Source organism: Salinivirga sp., from assembly GCF_035268865.1.
Classification (GTDB): domain Bacteria; phylum Bacteroidota; class Bacteroidia; order Bacteroidales; family Salinivirgaceae; genus Salinivirga.
Window position 1 is genome coordinate 1 of record NZ_DATFKB010000172.1, and the last position, 18379, is coordinate 18379.

Genomic DNA, 18379 nt, shown 5'->3' on the forward strand with positions numbered 1-18379 from the left:
GGAGTATAGTTATTTGGAGCTTCTTTTACACTAAAACCTTCCCATGTATCACCCTGGTCTGTAGAAACTTCAAAATAGATATCATCTGTCGGTGCGCAGCAAAAACGGTGTGTTTGCTCAAAAACAAGGTGAACAGCCTGATGATCAGTAAAATCAAGACCTCCGTTATAAACAATTGCTGCATTTTGTGTTAATCCAGCAAAACTAGAACAGTCGGCAGAAGTATTAAAATCATCTAATTCCAGCATCATAAAACCGTTGTGTCCGGTTGTTGAGAATAAAGGATCATTAGGTTCATTACAATCATCCCCTGGTGAAGTATAATTTCCACTTGGACCGACAGTATCCCAACGGAAGTGCCATCCTCTTTCATTGAAGTCAACTAATTCCCAGCCTTCTGGCGTGTTCTGTGGCGCTGGTTCACCTTGTACCGATGTACCAGACCATGTGGCACCATTAAAATCTTCGTACCAAATGACATTGCGGGAACTTTTGATGTCTTCTTTTACTTGTTGCCTTTTATTCGCTACAGCAGTAGGGTCAGCTTTGCTAAAACTGGTTTTAGCAGGCATAAACCCTTTTTGCCCAAAAGCAAACGTAGCAAAAGCAACCATTGCTAATAAAATAGTAAACTTTCTCATAATAAATTGTTTTGGTTAACAGTTAACAAATTTAAGAAATTTTTAATTAGTATCAAATAAACATATTTTTGTGCTTAATTTCAAAAAATATTGACCAAAAACGTGATAAAATGCATAATAAGTACTTAAAAAAGATATCGGAGTCTCTTAATTTGGAAATCCGCCAAATCATAGCCCTCCAGAAACTATTTGACAACCAGGCAACCATACCCTTTATCGCCCGATACCGAAAAGAAGCAACCGGAAATTTGGATGAAATACAGATTCAGGAAATAAAAACTCAAATTGAATATTTTGATGAATTAGAAAAACGGAAGTCATACATTTTAAATGTTATAAAGGAACAGGAAAAACTTACACCAGAACTTGAAAAAAAGATTGAAACTGAAAGTGACGCAGATAAACTCGAGGATCTTTTCCTACCCTACAAACCACAGCGAAAAACACGGGCTAGTAAAGCTATTGATGCAGGACTTAAGCCACTTGCTAATGAAATATTAAAACAAACAAAGCAAATTAATCCAAGTGAATTTGGTCACTATATATGTGAAGCATTCCCATCACCAGAAGATGTAAAAAAAGGTGTAATTGACATTATTGCTGATGTAATAGCCACCAATGCTGAAATACGCGATCAATTCCGAACTTATTACTGGGAAAATGGTGCACTAAAAAGCAAACTTAAGAAAAAAGACATTGATGCAGATAAATATGGAAACTACACCAATTACACAGAACCCATAAAACGCTTAAAAATGCACCGGGCACTTGCTGTATTCAGAGGCGAAAAAGAAGAAATTCTAACTGTTGGTATTGGTATAGATAATCAGGTTATTCTGCAGAAACTAAAAAAGTACTTTTTAAAAGGATATGGCACTACACAAAACATCATTATAGAAGCCATTGAAGATAGCTTTAAAAGACTTATTCATCCCTCTCTGGAAAACGAAACACTTAAAAAAATAAGAGAAAAAGCCGATAAAGAAGCCATTAAACTATTTGCCGGGAACCTGAAACAATTATTAATGGCACCTCCAACGGGCGAAAAGCGGATTATGGCCATTGACCCGGGCTATCGCACCGGCTGCAAAGTAGTTTGCCTCGATGAACAAGGCAATCTTCTTCACAACGAAACCATTTTTCCGCACGCCCCGCAAAAAGAGACCAAAAAAGCCATAAAAAAAATACAATCACTGACAGATGCTTACCGTCCCGACTATATTGCCATAGGAAACGGAACGGCCAGCAAAGAAACCGAGCGTTTCATAAAAAAAATAAAATTCACAAAAGACGTGGAAGTATTTATGGTAAATGAAGACGGGGCCTCAGTTTATTCGGCTTCGAAAACTGCACGCGAAGAATTTCCGCAATATGATGTAACCGTCAGAGGCGCGATATCTATTGGCAGGCGCCTTCTCGATCCTTTAGCAGAACTCATTAAAATTGACCCCAAATCAATTGGTGTGGGACAATATCAGCACGATGTAAACCAGACACAATTAAAAAAAGAACTCGACGACACAGTTTTTCAATGTGTAAATGAAGTGGGTGTCAATTTAAATACAGCGAGCTATCACCTGCTGTCATATGTATCAGGTTTATCAGAAACACAGGCAAAAAACATAGTAGCTTTTCGTAAAGAACAGGGAAAACTCAAAAACAGAAAGCAACTACAGGAAGTCCCCAGACTTGGCCCCAAGGCCTTTGAGCAATCGGCAGGATTTTTACGCATCAGAGATGGAGAGAACCCGCTGGATAATACAGCTGTGCACCCGGAAAGTTATAAAATGGTAAATGCGCTGGCAAAAATGAAAGGCACAAAACCCGAAAACCTACCTAACCAAGAAATATCGCTAAGCAAAGAGGAAAAAGAAAAACTACTTGAAGATGGATGGGGTATTTATACCATTGAAGACATAATTCAGGAACTTAAGCAACCTGGTCGCGACCCCCGTGGCAAAGCAAGTGTTTTCACCTTCAATCAGCAAATTCAGGGCATCGAAGACCTCAAAGAAGGAATGCGTGTACCGGGCATCGTCACAAACATAACAGATTTTGGAGCGTTTATTGACATTGGCATCAAACAAAACGGGTTATTACATATTTCTGAAATTGCAAATGAATATGTGGCGCACCCATCGGAGAAGTTGCACATAAACGACCAACTAATTTTACGCATTAAAAGTGTAGATTTAGAGCGGGGTAGAATACAACTTTCATTAAAAGATGCGAAAAACGAATAAAAAATTTTGCACATAAAAAACATTTCTATACTTTTGCACCCGCATCAGAAGCAAATGATGTTTTTAGAAAGAGGTTCTTTCAAAACCGGAGAGGTGGGAGAGTGGCTTAATCCACCGGTTTGCTAAACCGGCATACCGTGTAAAGCGGTATCGGGGGTTCGAATCCCCCCCTCTCCGCTGAGCATCTTCAAAAAACGGGGTGTAGCACAGTCCGGCTCCGATTTTGTCAAACTGCGTTTGACTACAAAATCGTGAGTCCTCGAAAAAAAATGCAATCACAGATTGCTGTTTTTTCGGGATTAGTGTGCCAGCCAGCCCGCACCACATTCACAGGTGACAAAATAAAGTGATGACGAACTTAAAATATTTACGGGGTGTAGCACAGTCCGGTTAGTGTGCCTGCTTTGGGAGCAGGAGGTCGCAGGTTCGAATCCTGCCACCCCGACATTAAAAAGGTTGATCGTTTGCGGTCAGCCTTTTTTTTATGGTTAAAAATTCGAGTGTATAATAAATCGAGTAACCTCAAAAAAATCACAGATTGCTGTTTTTTTCGGAATTAGTGTGTCCCGATTTCGGATCGGGAAGGTCGCAGGTTCGAACCGACGAGTATAACGAGGAGCTCGCGAAGCAATCCTGCCACCCCGACATTAAAAAGGTTGATCGTTTGCGGTCAGCCTTTTTTTATGGTTAAAAATTCGAGTGTATAATAAATCGAGTAACCTCAAAAAAATCACAGATTGCTTTTTATTCGGGATTAGTGTGTCCCGATTTCGGATCGGGAAGGTCGCAGTAAACGCAATATTTATTGTTTTACATGAAGCCTGAACGGTTAACAAAGCTGCCCCGGATTCCAAATCAGAAACATAAAGAGTCGCATCCTTAGCATAGGGGTAAGTTATACTGGAAAAAGTAAAACGAGAAAGCCAGCAGGCCTGTCTGCCTCTTTGTTTTGCAAAAGACCCGGAAAGACATAGTAGCATAAATTGAAAAATCCCTCGAAATTAGTATTTTTGCCTTCCATTCAATAGCGAAACAAAATGAAATTATCCGGGGTAAAGTTTGATTGTAAGCATTTCCGAGGAACAATTCCTTGCAAACCAAATAAGGAACATAATGTACAGTGCGATAAGTGTCCGTATTATGAACCATATGGAAAACGCATACTCATTATCAAATTGGGTGCAATGGGCGATGTCATTCGCACTACACCCCTGGTAGTTAAATACCGGGAGTTATACGACAATGTTCATTTCACCTGGCTTACAGACTTTCCAGATGTATTACCCCCCTCCGACATTCAGGATATACTTAAGCCTACAGCATTCAACCTTGAAAAAATTAAAAATCGCACTTTTGACATAGCCATTAACCTGGATAAAGAAGAGGAGGCCTGCCAGCTCTTGGCCGATGTGGATGCAAATGAAAAATACGGTTTCATCTGGAACAATGGCCATTTAGATGCCGCGACACCTGCAGCCGAACACAAAATTATCACCGGATTATTCGATCATATTTCAATAAAAAACACAAAATCGTATCCCGAAGAAATTTTCGAAATATGCCATCTTGAATTTAACCTGGAAGAGTATTTATTAAACTACAATAAGTCTATTGCAGAAAAATGGCAGGGGTTATTAAAGGAAAAAGCCAATGGCCGTAAAATAGTCGGCCTCAATACAGGTTGTGGTAACAGGTGGCTAACCAGGTTATGGCCCAATGACTATTGGATACAATTCATAAACCTGCTCGATCACGATAAAGTATTGCCCGTTTTATTGGGTGGGCCACAGGAAGACGAGAAAAATACCTGGTTGGCAAAACAGACACAAGCCTGGTACCCGGGCACCTTCTCGCTTGAAGAATTCATTTCACTCACCTCAAATTTAGATGCTGTAGTTACGCAGGTAAGTATGATGATGCACATTGCCGTAGGGCATAAAACACCCATGGTACTCATGAACAACATCTTTAACAAACATGAATTTGAAATGTATAACCGTGGTGTTATCGTAGAACCTGAAACAGGTTGCGATTGTTACTATGGTAACACATGCAAAAGATCACGGTCGTGCATGTTTGATCTGAGACCAGAAACTGTAATGAATGAGGTAAATCAACTGTTGAAGATATAAGCAATGAAAATCAGCTACTTGTCTACATTTTACCCCTTCCGGGGCGGAATTGCTCAGTTTAATGCTGCCTTATACCGCGCCCTGATAGCCAAAGGTCATGAAGTGGACCCGATAACATTTAAAAGACAATACCCTAATCTGCTGTTTCCCGGAAAAACACAATATGTAACAAGTGATGACAAGGCCGATATTATACCCAGTCAAAAAATGGTCGATAGTATAGACCCTTTTAACTGGATAACCTCAGCCCAAAAAATCAGGAAAATGTCACCCGACATTTTATTGATGAAATTCTGGATCCCCTACTTTGCACCATCATTTGGACATATATCAAAACATCAAAAACCCAACACACGTTCTATAGCCATTTTAGATAATGTGATTCCCCATGAGCGCAAATTTTTCGACATGCCATTGATAAAATACTATCTGAACAGGGTGAATGGTTTTATTGTAATGTCGGAGCAGGTCCGTGACGAGTTACTCAGCATTAAACCCGATGCCCGGTTTGCATACAAACAGCACCCGCTTTATGATCATTTTGGGGCTCCCGAAGATAAAACTATTGCCAGACAGAAGCTTGGCTTATCTGCCAACAAAAAAACATTGCTGTTTTTTGGTTTCATAAGGGCTTATAAAGGGCTTGATTTGCTAATTGAAGCAATGAATAAATTAGATGACAGTTACCAGCTGATAATTGCTGGTGAGAGTTACAGCAGTTTTGAACCCTATCAAAAGCAAATAGACCAAAACCGATTCAGGAACAACATCCACCCAAACGTGCGATATATCAGCGATAAAGAGGTTCCACTTTTCTTCTCTGCAGCTGATGCATGCGTACTACCCTACAAATCGGCAACACAAAGTGGCATCACATCCATTGCCTACCATTTTGAACTGCCTATGATTGCCACAAACGTAGGAGGCTTAGAGGAAATGGTAAAGGATAATGAAACAGGCGTAGTTGTGGATAAACCCAATGCAGATAACCTGGCCACAGGCATTCAGCGTTTTTTCAAAACTGACCAAAGCCATTTCGCAAATCAAATAAGAGCAAAGAAAAAAGAGTTGAGCTGGGAAGGTTTTGCTCAAAGCATATTAGATCTCTATAAAACTATCAAGTAATACCTCAACTTACATTCAGGCAAGTTCAAACCATTTTTCAATATTGTGATTAACAACTGGGGCTTTTTTATGGTAATACTCTCCGGTTTCGCATGAAAATTCGTAGTCCTGCTCCCAATCAAATTTATGTTCAACCACCTGTTTTATGCCGTCAATAATATAAAGAAGCTCCTCATCAGTCATTGTAGGATGAATGGATACCCTCACCCAACCGGGCTTTTCTGATAAATCACCAGAGTCAATTTTTTCGGTAATCTTGTGTGATGTTTCTTTATCTACATGCAAAAGAAAATGACCATAAGTTCCTGCACACGAACAACCACCACGCACCTGTATACCAAACCTGTCATTCAGCATTTTCACAATCAAATTATGATGAAAATTCTCCACATAAAAAGATATAACGCCGAGCCTGTCGCGCTGTTCTTCGGCCAGGATATGCAATTCTTTAATTTTGTCAAACTCCTCAAAAGCAATCTTTAAAAGCTCTTTTTCACGCTGGTGAATCTTTTCGCAAGTCATTTGCTCTTTGAGTTTTATACAATAGGCAGCTTTAATGGCTTGTAAAAAAGCAGGTGTGCCGCCATCTTCGCGTGCTTCAATATCCTCAACATAGTGAAATTCATTCCAACGATTGGTCCACAATACGGTACCACCTCCCGGGTGGTCAGGCGTTTTATTTTTGCATAAATCTTTATTGAAAACGATTACACCAGTTGACCCGGGTCCGCCTAAAAATTTGTGTGGCGAAAACATTACCGCATCCAGTCGTAGTTCGGGATCATCAGGGTGCATATCAATTGGATCGTAAGGTGCCGAAGCCGCAAAGTCTACAAAGCAGAGCCCACCATGCCGGTGCATAATGGCTGCCAACTCATGATAAGGAGGCCGCACGCCTGTAACATTCGATCCTGCGGAAAAAGCACCGATTTTCATTTTACGGTTTTCATACTGCCCAATAATTTTCTCGAGGTTGGCCGGGTCGACCATCAAATTTTCATCTGGTTCGATGAGTACCACATCGGCAATAGTTTCAAGCCATGATGTGTGATTTGAATGGTGCTCCAGATGTGTAAGAAAAACAACAGGTCGTTGATCTCCCAGGTCGTCGAGGCAATTATTGACTTTTTTGGCCGACAAATTACAAAAGTTGTGTAATTGCTCAGGCACTTTAAGGCCCAAAATTCGCTGCAGTTTATTCACAACTCCGGTCATTCCGCTACCGCTGGTAATAATAACATCATTTTCATCGGCATTTACATGCGATTTAATAATCTGATGAGCTTTATGGTATGCATGCGTCATGGTCACCCCGGTTTCACTCGATTCAGAGTGGGTATTTCCGACATAGGGGCCAAAAAGCTGTTGTATTTTATTTTCAATGGGTTGATATAATCTTCCACTGGCTATCCAGTCGGCATAAACCATTTTTTGCTCACCATAAGGTGATTGAAATGTGGCATCGATGCCTACAATTTGATCACGAAAACGTTTGAAATATTGTTCCAGCGATTGCATACCATAAATTTTTTAATGAAATAGATTCTCGCAAAAATATAATAATTTGGCATTGGTTATTCGCAACACCGGGCAAAACTGCTATTTTGGAAACAATTCACTTTCTACCCACTGGCAAATGATGTGTCCCACAAGAATATGACTCTCCTGAATCCGGGGTGTATCTGCTGAAGGTACATTTAATAATATATCAGCTAAATTACTCATTTGGCCCCCGGATGCTCCTGTGAATGCAATATTGTACATTCCGATATCACCAGCCGCCTCCATTGCCTTAATAACATTACCGGAGTTCCCTGAAGTAGACAGACTGACCAAAACATCGCCTTTTTGGCCGGCTGCTTTCACATACCTAGCATATACCTCATCATAACCATAATCATTAGCCACTGCTGTTACATATGATGTATTCACATGAAGCGCTTCAGCAAAAAGTGGCGGACGATCATAATAAAACCTACCTGTTAATTCTGCTGCGATATGTTGCGCATCTGCAGCACTTCCACCATTACCACAAAGCAATACTTTTCTATTTTCCTGATATGCTTTCACAATCATTTCCCCGGCAGACCTAATTCTTAATCGCAGCTCATCATCTTTAAGCAAAGCCTCCTTGGCAAGAATAGATTCCTGAATGATTTTTTGAATATCCATTGATATATTTTTTGATTAAGACGGGCTAAAGATAATCATAAATTGTGGAAGGTAATATGCAAGTTTAATCACTCTTATAATACGTTTTTTTAGCCATAAGTCTAATTTATCATACAACCTGCGTGGTACTAATAGTTCAATTTCATAAATTATTTGTAATTTGAAGTTCATAACAGATACATTTTTAACTAAATACTGCAACCATGATAAAAACATTAAAAACATTGCTTGCATTCACTTTTTTAGCTTTGCTTTTATCCTGTGAATCGCAACAGCCAAAAGAAGCTTTTTCAGATAAAAGCGACGCATATAAAACACAGGACATAGCTGAAAAATCAAGCACCGGCAAATCACAACAGGCAAATCGCAAACTCATCAAAACCGGTGAGCTTCGCTTTGAGACCAGTAATGCAAAATTGGCCAGGCAAAAAATATCAGATTTAACCCAAAAATATAAAGGCTACATGGGCGAAGACAATGTCACTGGTTTTGATGACCGCATTGAATATGAGCTCGAGGTGAGAATTCCGGCAGAATCTTTTGATGCTTTTATAAATGAACTTACCTCCGGACTTAAACATATAGAGCACCAGGACATTTCGATTTCTGACGTCACCAGTCTGTATATTGACCTTGAAGCCCGATTAAAATCCAAACAGCAACTGGAAGCACGGTATCTTAAATTATTGGAGAAGGCCAATAAAGTTGAGGATATGCTAAAAATAGAAGCGGAAGTTGAAAAAGTAAGAAGCGATATTGAATCCATGCAGGCCAGATTAAAACAGATGTCAAAAAATGTAGCCTATAGTAGACTCCACATCAGTTTTTATGAAATAAAAGGGCAAACAAATGCAGTTGGCCGCAAAGCCGCACAGGCTTTTTTTGAGGGATGGAATCTGCTGCTTAAAGTACTTGTCGGGCTTTTAAACATATGGCCATTTCTCATTATCATCGGACTGGTATTGTATTTCATCATCAGTTATGATAAAAAAATAAAACGCAAATCAGAAAAAGAGGACAAACAGGAATAAATAACAAACGACCGGCAGGAACCGGTCGTTTCTTTAATGCTTTTAGTTTTTTCAACCTACAAAGCGCCTTCATACATAAAATCGACAACACGTTGGCGCTCTTCATCAATTAATGGATAAACAAATCCACTGGCCTGGTTATCATTGAGCCCCTGGATAATATTTTCGCGTTTATCCACATCAATTCCGGCTTGCTGCAAACGCACAGGAGACTCTATGCTTTCAAAGAAATTTTCAAAGTTACGAATGGTAGCTCTTAAATCACTGTCGCCCCATAAGGCCTGGCCCAAAGCAGCTATACGGTTGCCTGCTTTTTCAATTTGTAGTTTCATCCAGGCCGGATAGGCTATAGACAGGCTGGCTCCGTGTGGTACATCAAACTGCAACGACAATTCATGTCCAAGTGCATGTACGCCCCAGTCGCCATATTTTTTTCCCCAGTTAGTCATTCCGTTAAGGGCTGTTGTTCCTGTCCACATCACATTAGCCCGGTACTCATAGTTTTCAGGTTCCTTCAGCACGAGTGGACCGAAGTGCATGGCCTCCTGAATAATGGAAATAATAAATTTATCGGTTAACCGCGAAACGCCCTGACCAAAATAAGCCTCCAGGGCATGAGCAATCATGTCTACAATACCATAGGCAGTGTAGTTTTTAGGAACCGAATAGGTAAATTCCGGATCAAGAAAAGAGTGTTTCGGATAAGCCAGAGGATTTACATGTCCAACTTTCTGACCCGTTTTATGATTTTGTAATACTGCAGCAGCATTCATCTCTGTTCCGGTAGCAGCCAATGTAAGCACCGTTAATAGTGGCATGGACTTTTGCGGTTTTTGTTGCCTTATCATCACATGCCAGGGATTGAGGTTTTCCTGTACACAAAGACTCACAATTTTAGCAGAATCAATCACACTGCCTCCACCCAGGGCCACAATAAAATCAACCTGTTCTTTGCGAGCCAGGGCAATAGCAGCTTCAACATCCTCATAAACCGGATTCGATTTAATTCCGCTGTATTCTGCAAGGTCAATATTATTGTCAACCAACTGTTTTTTTATACGGTCGTAGTAGCCGTGCTTAACTGTAGAACCTTTACCATACATTAGCAAAGCTTTTTTGCCATATTGTAAAGCGGTGGCTCCTAAGTTATCTGTTACGCCTTTCCCAAAGTGAACTTTAACCGGATTGTATGCTGTAAAATTTTCCATGTGATTATTATATTTTATATTCAACTCCTGAAATATGATCTTTTTTTGCTCCTGTGACAGCGCCAAACACATTCTGTTGATTATGCATTTTCAGATAACCCAAAAGTGCAAAAATCAAAGCTTCTTTGTAATCAATGATTTGTTGCTCTGGTAGTATAACCGACACATTCGCCCATTTGTTGATTCGATTAATTAAAAAATCATTAAACGCACCTCCACCAGTAATTAAAATGTTACTACCATTATAATTATCAATTGCTTTGGATATTTGAATTGCGACATGTTCTGTAAACGTTGCGAGTTTATCCCCGATCGGTATTTCATAATGTTCCAATAAAGGCAAAACTTCACGCTCCACCCATTCCCTACCGAGCGTTTTAGGTGCTGGCTTACTGTAATACTGCAATTGATTTAATTCATTCAGCAGATCACGAACAACTGTACCTCGTGCGGAACAAGTACCTTTATCATCAAAAGCTTGTCCCATTTGCCTGCTTAAATAGTTCAGCACCATATTGGCCGGGCAAATGTCCCAGGCGACTCTTCGCCCCTTATCTTCCATACTTACATTGGCTATACCTCCCAAATTGAGGCAAAAATCATATTTACCAAAAAGCAACCGGTCTCCAACAGGCACAAGAGGAGCACCCTGGCCACCTAAAACAACATCCTGAACCCTGAAGTCGCAAAAAACCGGCAAACCCGATACAGCAGCAATTGAAGCACCGTGCCCAAGTTGAAATGTAAGCTTGCTTTCGGGCTGATGAAAAACGGTATGTCCATGCGAGCTAATGGCCGCAATATCTGCTTTTGGAATGCCAGATTGGGTTAAAAAAGATAAGACGGATGAACCCAAAAATTCACCATATTCCTGGTGCAACTTCAATAAATCAATTGCACGCTTTTGGTGGGCATTTTGAAGTTTTTTGCTCCATGCCTTGTCGTAAGAAATTGTATCTGCTTTAACTATTTGCCAGTCCAGGTTTTCTCCATGCATATTGAATTCACAGATAGCTATATCTAAACCATCAAGCGATGTTCCCGACATTAATCCGGCAATTAAAGATTTATTCATTACCCATTATAAATTTGTCTGTTCTTCTGAACGTTTAAAATTAATGGTTTTTATAGAAGTATTATGTTTTGGATCTGAAACAATAAGCTTTAATTGCAATGTGCTATCCTGCGGTAAGTACTCGTCAAACTCGTAGTAAAGCAAATCATTTTTAGCATCGTAGCTAAAGAGCACCCACTGACCGTTTATATAGCCATTGTAAGAGTCAATCCCCGTAGCATCATCAGTAATTTTAACAGAAATACCCTGTTCACTGGTCATATCTTTATTTTCATAAATATTTACCGGTTTTATTTCCGGAGGAATAGTATCGACCATAAGTGCAAACCTACCAAAAGATCTGACTCGGGTATGTGCCCGGCCTTTATCATACCTTACCTTTGAAGTAACCGGGCTGGTATTGCCATTTTGGGCCACAGAAGCCAGGTATAATTTATTTTTAAGATGATTGGGGACGCCAGGAGCTTCTAACGTGAAATTAAAACGCTGATGCAACGGTACATGCTTATCGTGAAGATGGTATATCTTACTATACATTTCCTCTGAACCTGGTTCACTACTGTATGTAAAATTCAACTTGGTATACAGCGATTTCGAAGGAAAGACCAGGTGAACATCGTCATTTTCGAAGTGATTTGTTTGCCCTGGTTTCAGAACCCTGGCAACCGGAATATTCTGGTTAGCATTTACAGGATCAACACCCAATAACGTAAAACTCAGAACAGATTTATTCCCATGGGCATCAATAGCATGAACTTCGACGTGTTTCCGATCTCCGGGTGCAACAAAAACCCTCCCCCGCTCTTTACTGAACTTATATCCACTAAAATGATTTCCCTCATCAATAAAGCATTTATGGGCTTTAATGTTCCTGTCAACCTTCAATGCGTAATCCATATGGGAAAGAATGTACCTATTTTCAGCAAATGACAGCTCATTTAATTCAAGAAAATATGTAAGGGCATCATCTACAAAAACTTTTAACTGATTTACTCCGCAGCGATTATAGGTTTTATTCAGGTAATCATTTACATAAACGCCGAGGCCAATTGTATCAGCTACCTTTATTGGAGCATTATTTTTAACTTTATAATTATGTCCTGATTTTTGCAGGCTAAACAAAAGTTTTCTTTGTACATTGTTCACTGTTGCGCCATCAGAAAGCGGATAAACTATGAGATTATGAAATCTGGGCGCGATATTATCCACCACATCAAAATTCCAACGCAGCGGGTTCTGCGGTTTTTCGTTATCAGTAGTGCGAATTTCAAAATGCAAATGTGGGCCAAGGCTACTACCTGAATTTCCACCTTTTCCGACCACCTCACCCTGCTTCACATTTATTAAACCGGTTTCTGGAAATAAATTTACAGCAAAACTTTTACTGGCATATTGCTGGCGTCGCACATACTCTTCAATCTGAATATTAAACCTGTGTAAATGTGCATAAACCGAAGTATATCCGCTTGGATGTGTTATGTAGAGCGCATTTCCATAGCCATATGGTGAAACTTTTATTCTGGAAACATACCCATCAGCTATGGCATAAATATTCAGCCCTGTTTTTCCCTGGATTTTAATATCAATTCCTGTATGAAAATGGCTTCCTCTTAACTCAGCGAAATTTCCGCTCAAAAGGATATCTATATCAACCGGCGAACGAAAAACACCATTATCATTATTGCTCTGTGCTGACAGATAAGCGGGGCAGGAGATCAAACAAGAAACAAAAAAGATAAAAAACATAAATCTATCTGGAGATATTTTCACATTTATTCGATCAAGCATAAACATCATAATTGGAAATAATTTGTTATACAGAAACAAAAATAAATAAAAGTTGTAGACGGCCTATTGATATATCTTTTTCATGTATTAAACGTATAAAAAATTAATAAACCACAAATTTAATAAGCATTGTGAAGGTTAAGTAAAATAAACAAACGTATATTTGTGCAATTAGGTTTCTTGTTTTAAATTTGTATTAAATAAATTCAATCGTGGATGGCTGATAAAGACCAAAAATTGATAGAAATACAGGAAAAACTGGATCAGCTTATTAGCTCTTATGAAATGTGCATGGAAGCGAATTCTATGTTATCAAGTGAAATAGAGGAGATAAAAACACGATTAGATAAAAGAAACGCTGAATATGAAACATTGAAGGAGCGTTTCGAGACATTAAAAGTAGCCCGGTCCATAGGTGACACACCTGAAGGGAAAAAGGAAGCCCGGGCAAAAATTAATGCAATAGTGCGGGAAGTTGATCAATGTATTGCACTTTTAAATCGCTGATATGAGTGAACTGAGTGACACATTTACGATAAGAGTAAATATTGCAGACCGTTACTATCCGCTTAAAATAAAGCGGACGGACGAAGCTAAGGTGCGTAATGCAGCTACAAAAATAAACGAAACGGTATTTCAGTACCGGAAAGTGTATTCAGACAAAGATGCACAGGACTTTTTAGCTATGGCAGCATTACAATTTGCAACAAAATTAACGGATATAGACGATGAAAAATCCGGAAATGCGTACCAGGAATTTCTGCAGGAAATCAGTCAAAAACTCGACTCAGCATTGAAAAAACAATAAGAGGTTCTTTTACATAAAGAGTTTGCCCGCATTAATCTAGTTGACTTTTGAAAAATCAACACTACTAAAATTGGTGTTTAGCTGAATGCAGTAAAGACAGGCCTCATCCCGATTCGTCGGGATCTTCTTCGGAAGACAGTGGAAGTCTGATCTGTGGTCGCGGCACCATCCATGTCAGAAATGGATTTTTTACTAAAAGCAATAGTTTTAATGCGGGCTTTTTTGTGCCAATTTCCACACCTAGACATCAAATTAAAAACACTATTAATCATATATTTACAAGTATTTACTAAAACTAAACAGATATGGACGGACTTACAATTATTTTTCTGATAATATCTTTTCTTGTAGGTGCCACCGTTTCATTCTTTCTGTGGAATGCCATGCTGCGCAAACGGAAAGACAACATCATTAAGGAAGGTCGCACCGAAGCCGAAGTGCTCAAAAAAGACAAAATACTTCAGGCCAAAGAAAAATTTCTCGAGTTAAAAAATGAACATGAGAAATACATCAATGAGAAAAACTCGAAAATTAATCAGCAAGAACAAAAATTAAAGCAAAAAGAACAAAATTTCTCTCAACGCTCAGAGGAATTAAACCGCAAAAACAGAGAATTAGAAGCCATAAAAGGGAACCTCTCCAGTCAGATGGAGCTTCTTGAGAAACGCGAAGCTGAAGTAGAAAAAACGCATAAGGCGCAGGTTGAACAGCTGGAAGCAATTAGCGGTATGTCGGTTGAGGATGCAAAGGCACAACTTATGGAGTCGCTGAAGGCAGAAGCCAGAACCGAGGCAATGTCATACATTAACGACATTATGGAAGAAGCCAAAATCTCAGCCAACAAAGAGGCCAAACGCATTGTGATTCAAACCATACAGCGTGTTGCTACCGAAGAAGCCATTGAAAACTCAGTGACTGTATTCAATATTGACAATGACGATATCAAAGGCCGAATTATTGGTCGCGAAGGAAGAAACATCCGCGCGCTGGAAGCAGCAACAGGTATCGAAATCATTGTTGATGACACGCCTGAAGCAATTATCCTGAGTGGCTTTGATCCGGTAAGAAGAGAAATCGCAAGATTATCGCTCCACCAGCTGGTTACAGATGGCCGCATACACCCTGCACGTATTGAAGAGGTTGCGGCCAAAACAAAAAAACAAATTGAGGAAGAAATTATTGAAACAGGAAAGCGAACTGCCATTGATTTGGGAGTCCATGGCTTACATCCTGAATTAATAAGACTCATAGGTAAAATGAAATATCGTAGCTCCTATGGTCAAAACCTGTTACAGCACAGCCGTGAGGTTGCAAACCTCTCTGCAATAATGGCCGGCGAACTCGGGCTAAACACCAAACTGGCCAAACGCGCAGGATTGCTTCACGATATTGGTAAGGTACCAGATGACGATCCGGAAATTCCACACGCAGTTTTCGGAATGAAACTGGCCGAAAAATACAAAGAAAAGCCGGAAGTTTGCAATGCCATTGGCGCACACCACGACGAAGTGGAGATGAACACACTCATTGCACCAATCGTGCAGGTTTGCGATGCCATATCAGGAGCTCGCCCCGGTGCACGACGCGAAGTAGTAGAATCTTACATCAAGCGCCTTAAAGACCTTGAAAACCTCGCGCTGCGACACGATGGTGTGCTTAAAACCTATGCCATACAGGCAGGCCGCGAACTACGCGTAATTGTTGGAAGCGATAAAGTTTCTGATAAGGAGTCAGAAGCACTCTCATTTGAAATTTCAAAACAAATACAGGATGAGATGACCTATCCGGGACAGGTAAAAGTAACTGTCATCAGAGAAACACGCTCAGTAAACTACGCGAAATAAAAAACATGTAAATAAATTTTAAAGTCGGATGAATAGTTTGTAATTTCATCCGACTTTTTATTATATGACACAAACCAAACAAATACTCATTACCGGAGTCGCCGGATTTATTGGATCAAACCTCGCCGAGGCCCTAATGAAAAAGGGTTATAGGGTAAGCGGAATTGACAACTTTGCCACAGGCAAACACAAAAACATTCAAGAACTCCAAAATCTTTTCCCCGATTTTAAATTTACTGAAGGTGATATACGCGACAGAGCATTACTTGACAAAGTTGTGCCTGGCAATGATATTATCATACATCAGGCTGCACTGGGTTCAGTACCCAGAAGCATAAAAGATCCTTCAACATCTATTGATGTAAATATCACCGGCACAACGAATGTGTTTTATGCAGCATATAAACATAACGTAGAACGCGTGGTATATGCAGCAAGCTCGTCAACATATGGCGACAGTGAAGAGTTGCCTAAAGTTGAACACAAAATCGGAAAACCTCTATCGCCATATGCAATAAGTAAATACGTTAATGAGTTACTGGCTGAAAACTTTCACCGCATTTATGGCTTAAACCTCATAGGCCTTCGCTATTTCAATGTTTTTGGCCGCCGGCAAGATCCGGAAAGCACTTATGCCGCGGTAATACCAAAATTTGTGAGCCAATTAATGAATCATCAGCCACCTACAATCAATGGTGACGGTGAATTTTCGCGCGATTTCACTTATATTAAAAACGTGATACAGGCCAATGAACTAGCAGCCACAACGGCAAAACCCGAAGCGCTGAATCAGGTATACAATGTGGCATGCGGGGAGCAAACATCACTGAACGAACTTTTTGCTATGATTAGAAAAGAATTGACACAATTCGACAAATCAATAGCTGAAATAAAACCAGATTACGGTCCAACAAGAGCAGGCGACATCCCCCACTCGCTTGCCAGTATTGAACTCGCCAGAAACTTACTGGGCTATGCGCCCCAATACACTGTAAGTGACGGTTTAAAAGAGGCGATTAATTGGTATTGGAAAAACTTGTAAAAAAATAGCATTATGAAGCAAATACAGATGGTTGATCTTCAGACTCAATACAAACGGCTTCAAAAAGAGATTGATGAAGGCATTCAAAATGTTATAGAAGACGCAAAATTCATAAACGGACCTGCAGTAAAAACCTTCGCAGCTAATCTGGCAGACTACCTTAGCGTAAAACATGTAATTCCATGTGCCAACGGCACCGATGCCCTTCAGATTGCACTGATGAGTGCAGGAATACAACCAGGCGACGAAGTTATTACCCCGGATTTTACTTTTATTGCAACCGTTGAGGTTGTTGCGCTCCTTGGCGCAAAACCAGTGCTTGCAGATGTAAACCCTGAAGATTTCACAATAGATGTCAATCAACTGGAATCACTCATAACAGATAAAACCAAAGCCATTGTACCAGTGCATCTTTTTGGTCAATGTGCCAACATGGCTTCAATAATGAATATTGCGCGTAAGCACAACCTGAGAGTCATTGAAGACACCGCTCAGGCCATAGGGTCCGATTATTACATTAAAGACAAACCCGGCAAAGCAGGCACACTCGGAGATTTTGGATGTACCTCATTCTTTCCCTCTAAAAATTTGGGGTGTTATGGCGATGGTGGTGCATTATATACAAATGACGATGAACTTGCTGCAACAGCAAAAAGTATTACCAACCATGGTAGCACAGTAAAATACCATCATGACAGGATCGGCGTAAACAGTCGCCTTGATGCTATGCAGGCAGCAATACTAAATGTAAAACTTAAAAATCTGGATGATTTTAACCGAAGACGTCAGGCAGCTGCTATTTTTTACGACCACCACCTTGAAGAGATACCAGAAATAGCAATACCTGTAAAACGAGATGCTTCATCACATTCCTATCACCAATACACAATAAAAGTACCCAAAGGTGAAAACAAAAAATTACAGGAATATTTAAAAAAACACGACATCCCGTCCATGATATATTACCCGATACCCCTTCATAAACAAGCCGCATTCAAAGAGTGGACAGATGACCGCACATTTCCCGTTTCAGATGAGCTGGCTGAACGGGTATTATCTTTACCTATGCATACAGAACTTACAAAAGAGCAGCTGACCCACATTTGTAACACCATAAAAACATACTTCCATGAATAAAAACGATTTTTTCATTCATGAAACAGCAGTGAAGGATGAACCCTGCGAAATAGGTGAGGGTACAAAAATATGGCACTTTAGCCACATCATGAAAAACAGCCGCATTGGAAAAAAATGCAACCTGGGCCAGAAT

16 protein-coding genes, 2 tRNA genes and 1 pseudogene are annotated in these 18379 nt (G+C 39.9%); 12 read left to right on the plus strand and 7 right to left on the minus strand.

The window, feature by feature from the left end; translation table 11 throughout:
• The coding region (locus tag VJ937_RS10350; RefSeq protein ID WP_324066821.1) for a hypothetical protein at nucleotides 1-641 on the minus strand (641 nt) is incomplete at its 3' end.
• A 110-nt stretch (nucleotides 642-751) separates the two neighbouring features.
• Between VJ937_RS10350 and VJ937_RS10355 the strand changes: the two genes are divergently transcribed.
• From VJ937_RS10355 to VJ937_RS10375, 5 genes are all read left to right on the plus strand, one after another.
• Nucleotides 752-2884, plus strand: coding sequence for a Tex family protein (locus VJ937_RS10355; RefSeq protein WP_324066822.1), 2133 nt, complete (start codon nucleotides 752-754; stop codon nucleotides 2882-2884).
• Between the two features lie 87 nt (nucleotides 2885-2971).
• Nucleotides 2972-3061 (plus strand) — tRNA-Ser (locus tag VJ937_RS10360).
• 193 nt (nucleotides 3062-3254) lie between these two features.
• A tRNA-Pro gene (locus VJ937_RS10365) sits at nucleotides 3255-3329 on the plus strand.
• Nucleotides 3330-3921: 592 nt separating this feature from the next.
• The gene (locus tag VJ937_RS10370) at nucleotides 3922-5016 is read left to right on the plus strand and encodes a glycosyltransferase family 9 protein (protein WP_324066823.1); all 1095 of its coding nucleotides are present in this window, start codon (nucleotides 3922-3924) and stop codon (nucleotides 5014-5016) included.
• Between the two features lie 3 nt (nucleotides 5017-5019).
• Complete coding sequence (locus VJ937_RS10375; RefSeq protein WP_324066824.1) at nucleotides 5020-6141, plus strand: glycosyltransferase; 1122 nt, start codon at nucleotides 5020-5022, stop codon at nucleotides 6139-6141.
• Nucleotides 6142-6156: 15 nt separating this feature from the next.
• On the opposite strand, the gene VJ937_RS10380 is transcribed toward VJ937_RS10375, so the two are convergent.
• The 3 genes from VJ937_RS10380 to VJ937_RS10390 form a co-directional block, all read right to left on the minus strand.
• Nucleotides 6157-7659, minus strand: a complete 1503-nt coding sequence (locus VJ937_RS10380; protein ID WP_324066825.1) for an aminotransferase class V-fold PLP-dependent enzyme — start codon at nucleotides 7657-7659, stop codon at nucleotides 6157-6159.
• 81 nt (nucleotides 7660-7740) lie between these two features.
• Nucleotides 7741-8313, minus strand: a complete 573-nt coding sequence (locus VJ937_RS10385) for a D-sedoheptulose 7-phosphate isomerase (RefSeq protein ID WP_324066826.1) — start codon at nucleotides 8311-8313, stop codon at nucleotides 7741-7743.
• A 15-nt stretch (nucleotides 8314-8328) separates the two neighbouring features.
• The gene (locus tag VJ937_RS10390) at nucleotides 8329-8484 is read right to left on the minus strand and encodes a hypothetical protein (protein ID WP_324066827.1); all 156 of its coding nucleotides are present in this window, start codon (nucleotides 8482-8484) and stop codon (nucleotides 8329-8331) included.
• Nucleotides 8485-8516: 32 nt separating this feature from the next.
• On the opposite strand from VJ937_RS10390, the gene VJ937_RS10395 reads away from it, so the two are divergent.
• Complete coding sequence (locus VJ937_RS10395) at nucleotides 8517-9344, plus strand: DUF4349 domain-containing protein (RefSeq protein ID WP_324066828.1); 828 nt, start codon at nucleotides 8517-8519, stop codon at nucleotides 9342-9344.
• 56 nt (nucleotides 9345-9400) lie between these two features.
• On the opposite strand, the gene VJ937_RS10400 is transcribed toward VJ937_RS10395, so the two are convergent.
• From VJ937_RS10400 to VJ937_RS10410, 3 genes are read right to left on the minus strand one after another with little or no spacing between them, the layout of a single operon-like run.
• Nucleotides 9401-10552 carry an iron-containing alcohol dehydrogenase gene (locus VJ937_RS10400; protein WP_324066829.1) on the minus strand — a complete coding sequence of 384 codons (1152 nt, stop codon included), beginning with the start codon at nucleotides 10550-10552 and terminating at the stop codon, nucleotides 9401-9403.
• A 7-nt stretch (nucleotides 10553-10559) separates the two neighbouring features.
• The gene (locus tag VJ937_RS10405) at nucleotides 10560-11627 is read right to left on the minus strand and encodes an anhydro-N-acetylmuramic acid kinase (protein ID WP_324066830.1); all 1068 of its coding nucleotides are present in this window, start codon (nucleotides 11625-11627) and stop codon (nucleotides 10560-10562) included.
• A 6-nt stretch (nucleotides 11628-11633) separates the two neighbouring features.
• Nucleotides 11634-13415: a M23 family metallopeptidase gene (locus tag VJ937_RS10410; protein ID WP_324066831.1), complete on the minus strand. Its 1782-nt coding sequence runs from the start codon at nucleotides 13413-13415 to the stop codon at nucleotides 11634-11636.
• 216 nt (nucleotides 13416-13631) lie between these two features.
• Here VJ937_RS10410 and VJ937_RS10415 point away from each other — a divergent pair, with 216 nt between their 5' ends.
• From VJ937_RS10415 to VJ937_RS10440, 6 genes and pseudogenes are all read left to right on the plus strand, one after another.
• Nucleotides 13632-13922, plus strand: coding sequence for a hypothetical protein (locus tag VJ937_RS10415; RefSeq protein ID WP_324066832.1), 291 nt, complete (start codon nucleotides 13632-13634; stop codon nucleotides 13920-13922).
• Between the two features lies 1 nt (nucleotide 13923).
• Nucleotides 13924-14223 carry a cell division protein ZapA gene (locus tag VJ937_RS10420; protein ID WP_324066833.1) on the plus strand — a complete coding sequence of 100 codons (300 nt, stop codon included), beginning with the start codon at nucleotides 13924-13926 and terminating at the stop codon, nucleotides 14221-14223.
• A gap of 305 nt (nucleotides 14224-14528) precedes the next feature.
• Nucleotides 14529-16067 carry a ribonuclease Y gene (gene rny / locus VJ937_RS10425; RefSeq protein WP_324066834.1) on the plus strand — a complete coding sequence of 513 codons (1539 nt, stop codon included), beginning with the start codon at nucleotides 14529-14531 and terminating at the stop codon, nucleotides 16065-16067.
• 64 nt (nucleotides 16068-16131) lie between these two features.
• A complete protein-coding gene (locus VJ937_RS10430; RefSeq protein ID WP_324066835.1) occupies nucleotides 16132-17109 on the plus strand; it encodes an SDR family oxidoreductase in 978 nt (325 codons plus the stop codon).
• A 12-nt stretch (nucleotides 17110-17121) separates the two neighbouring features.
• A complete protein-coding gene (locus tag VJ937_RS10435) occupies nucleotides 17122-18246 on the plus strand; it encodes a DegT/DnrJ/EryC1/StrS family aminotransferase (RefSeq protein WP_324066836.1) in 1125 nt (374 codons plus the stop codon).
• Nucleotides 18239-18379 (plus strand): annotated as a pseudogene (locus VJ937_RS10440) (N-acetyltransferase); the annotation flags it as partial. The gene VJ937_RS10435 and the pseudogene VJ937_RS10440, both read left to right, overlap by 8 nt.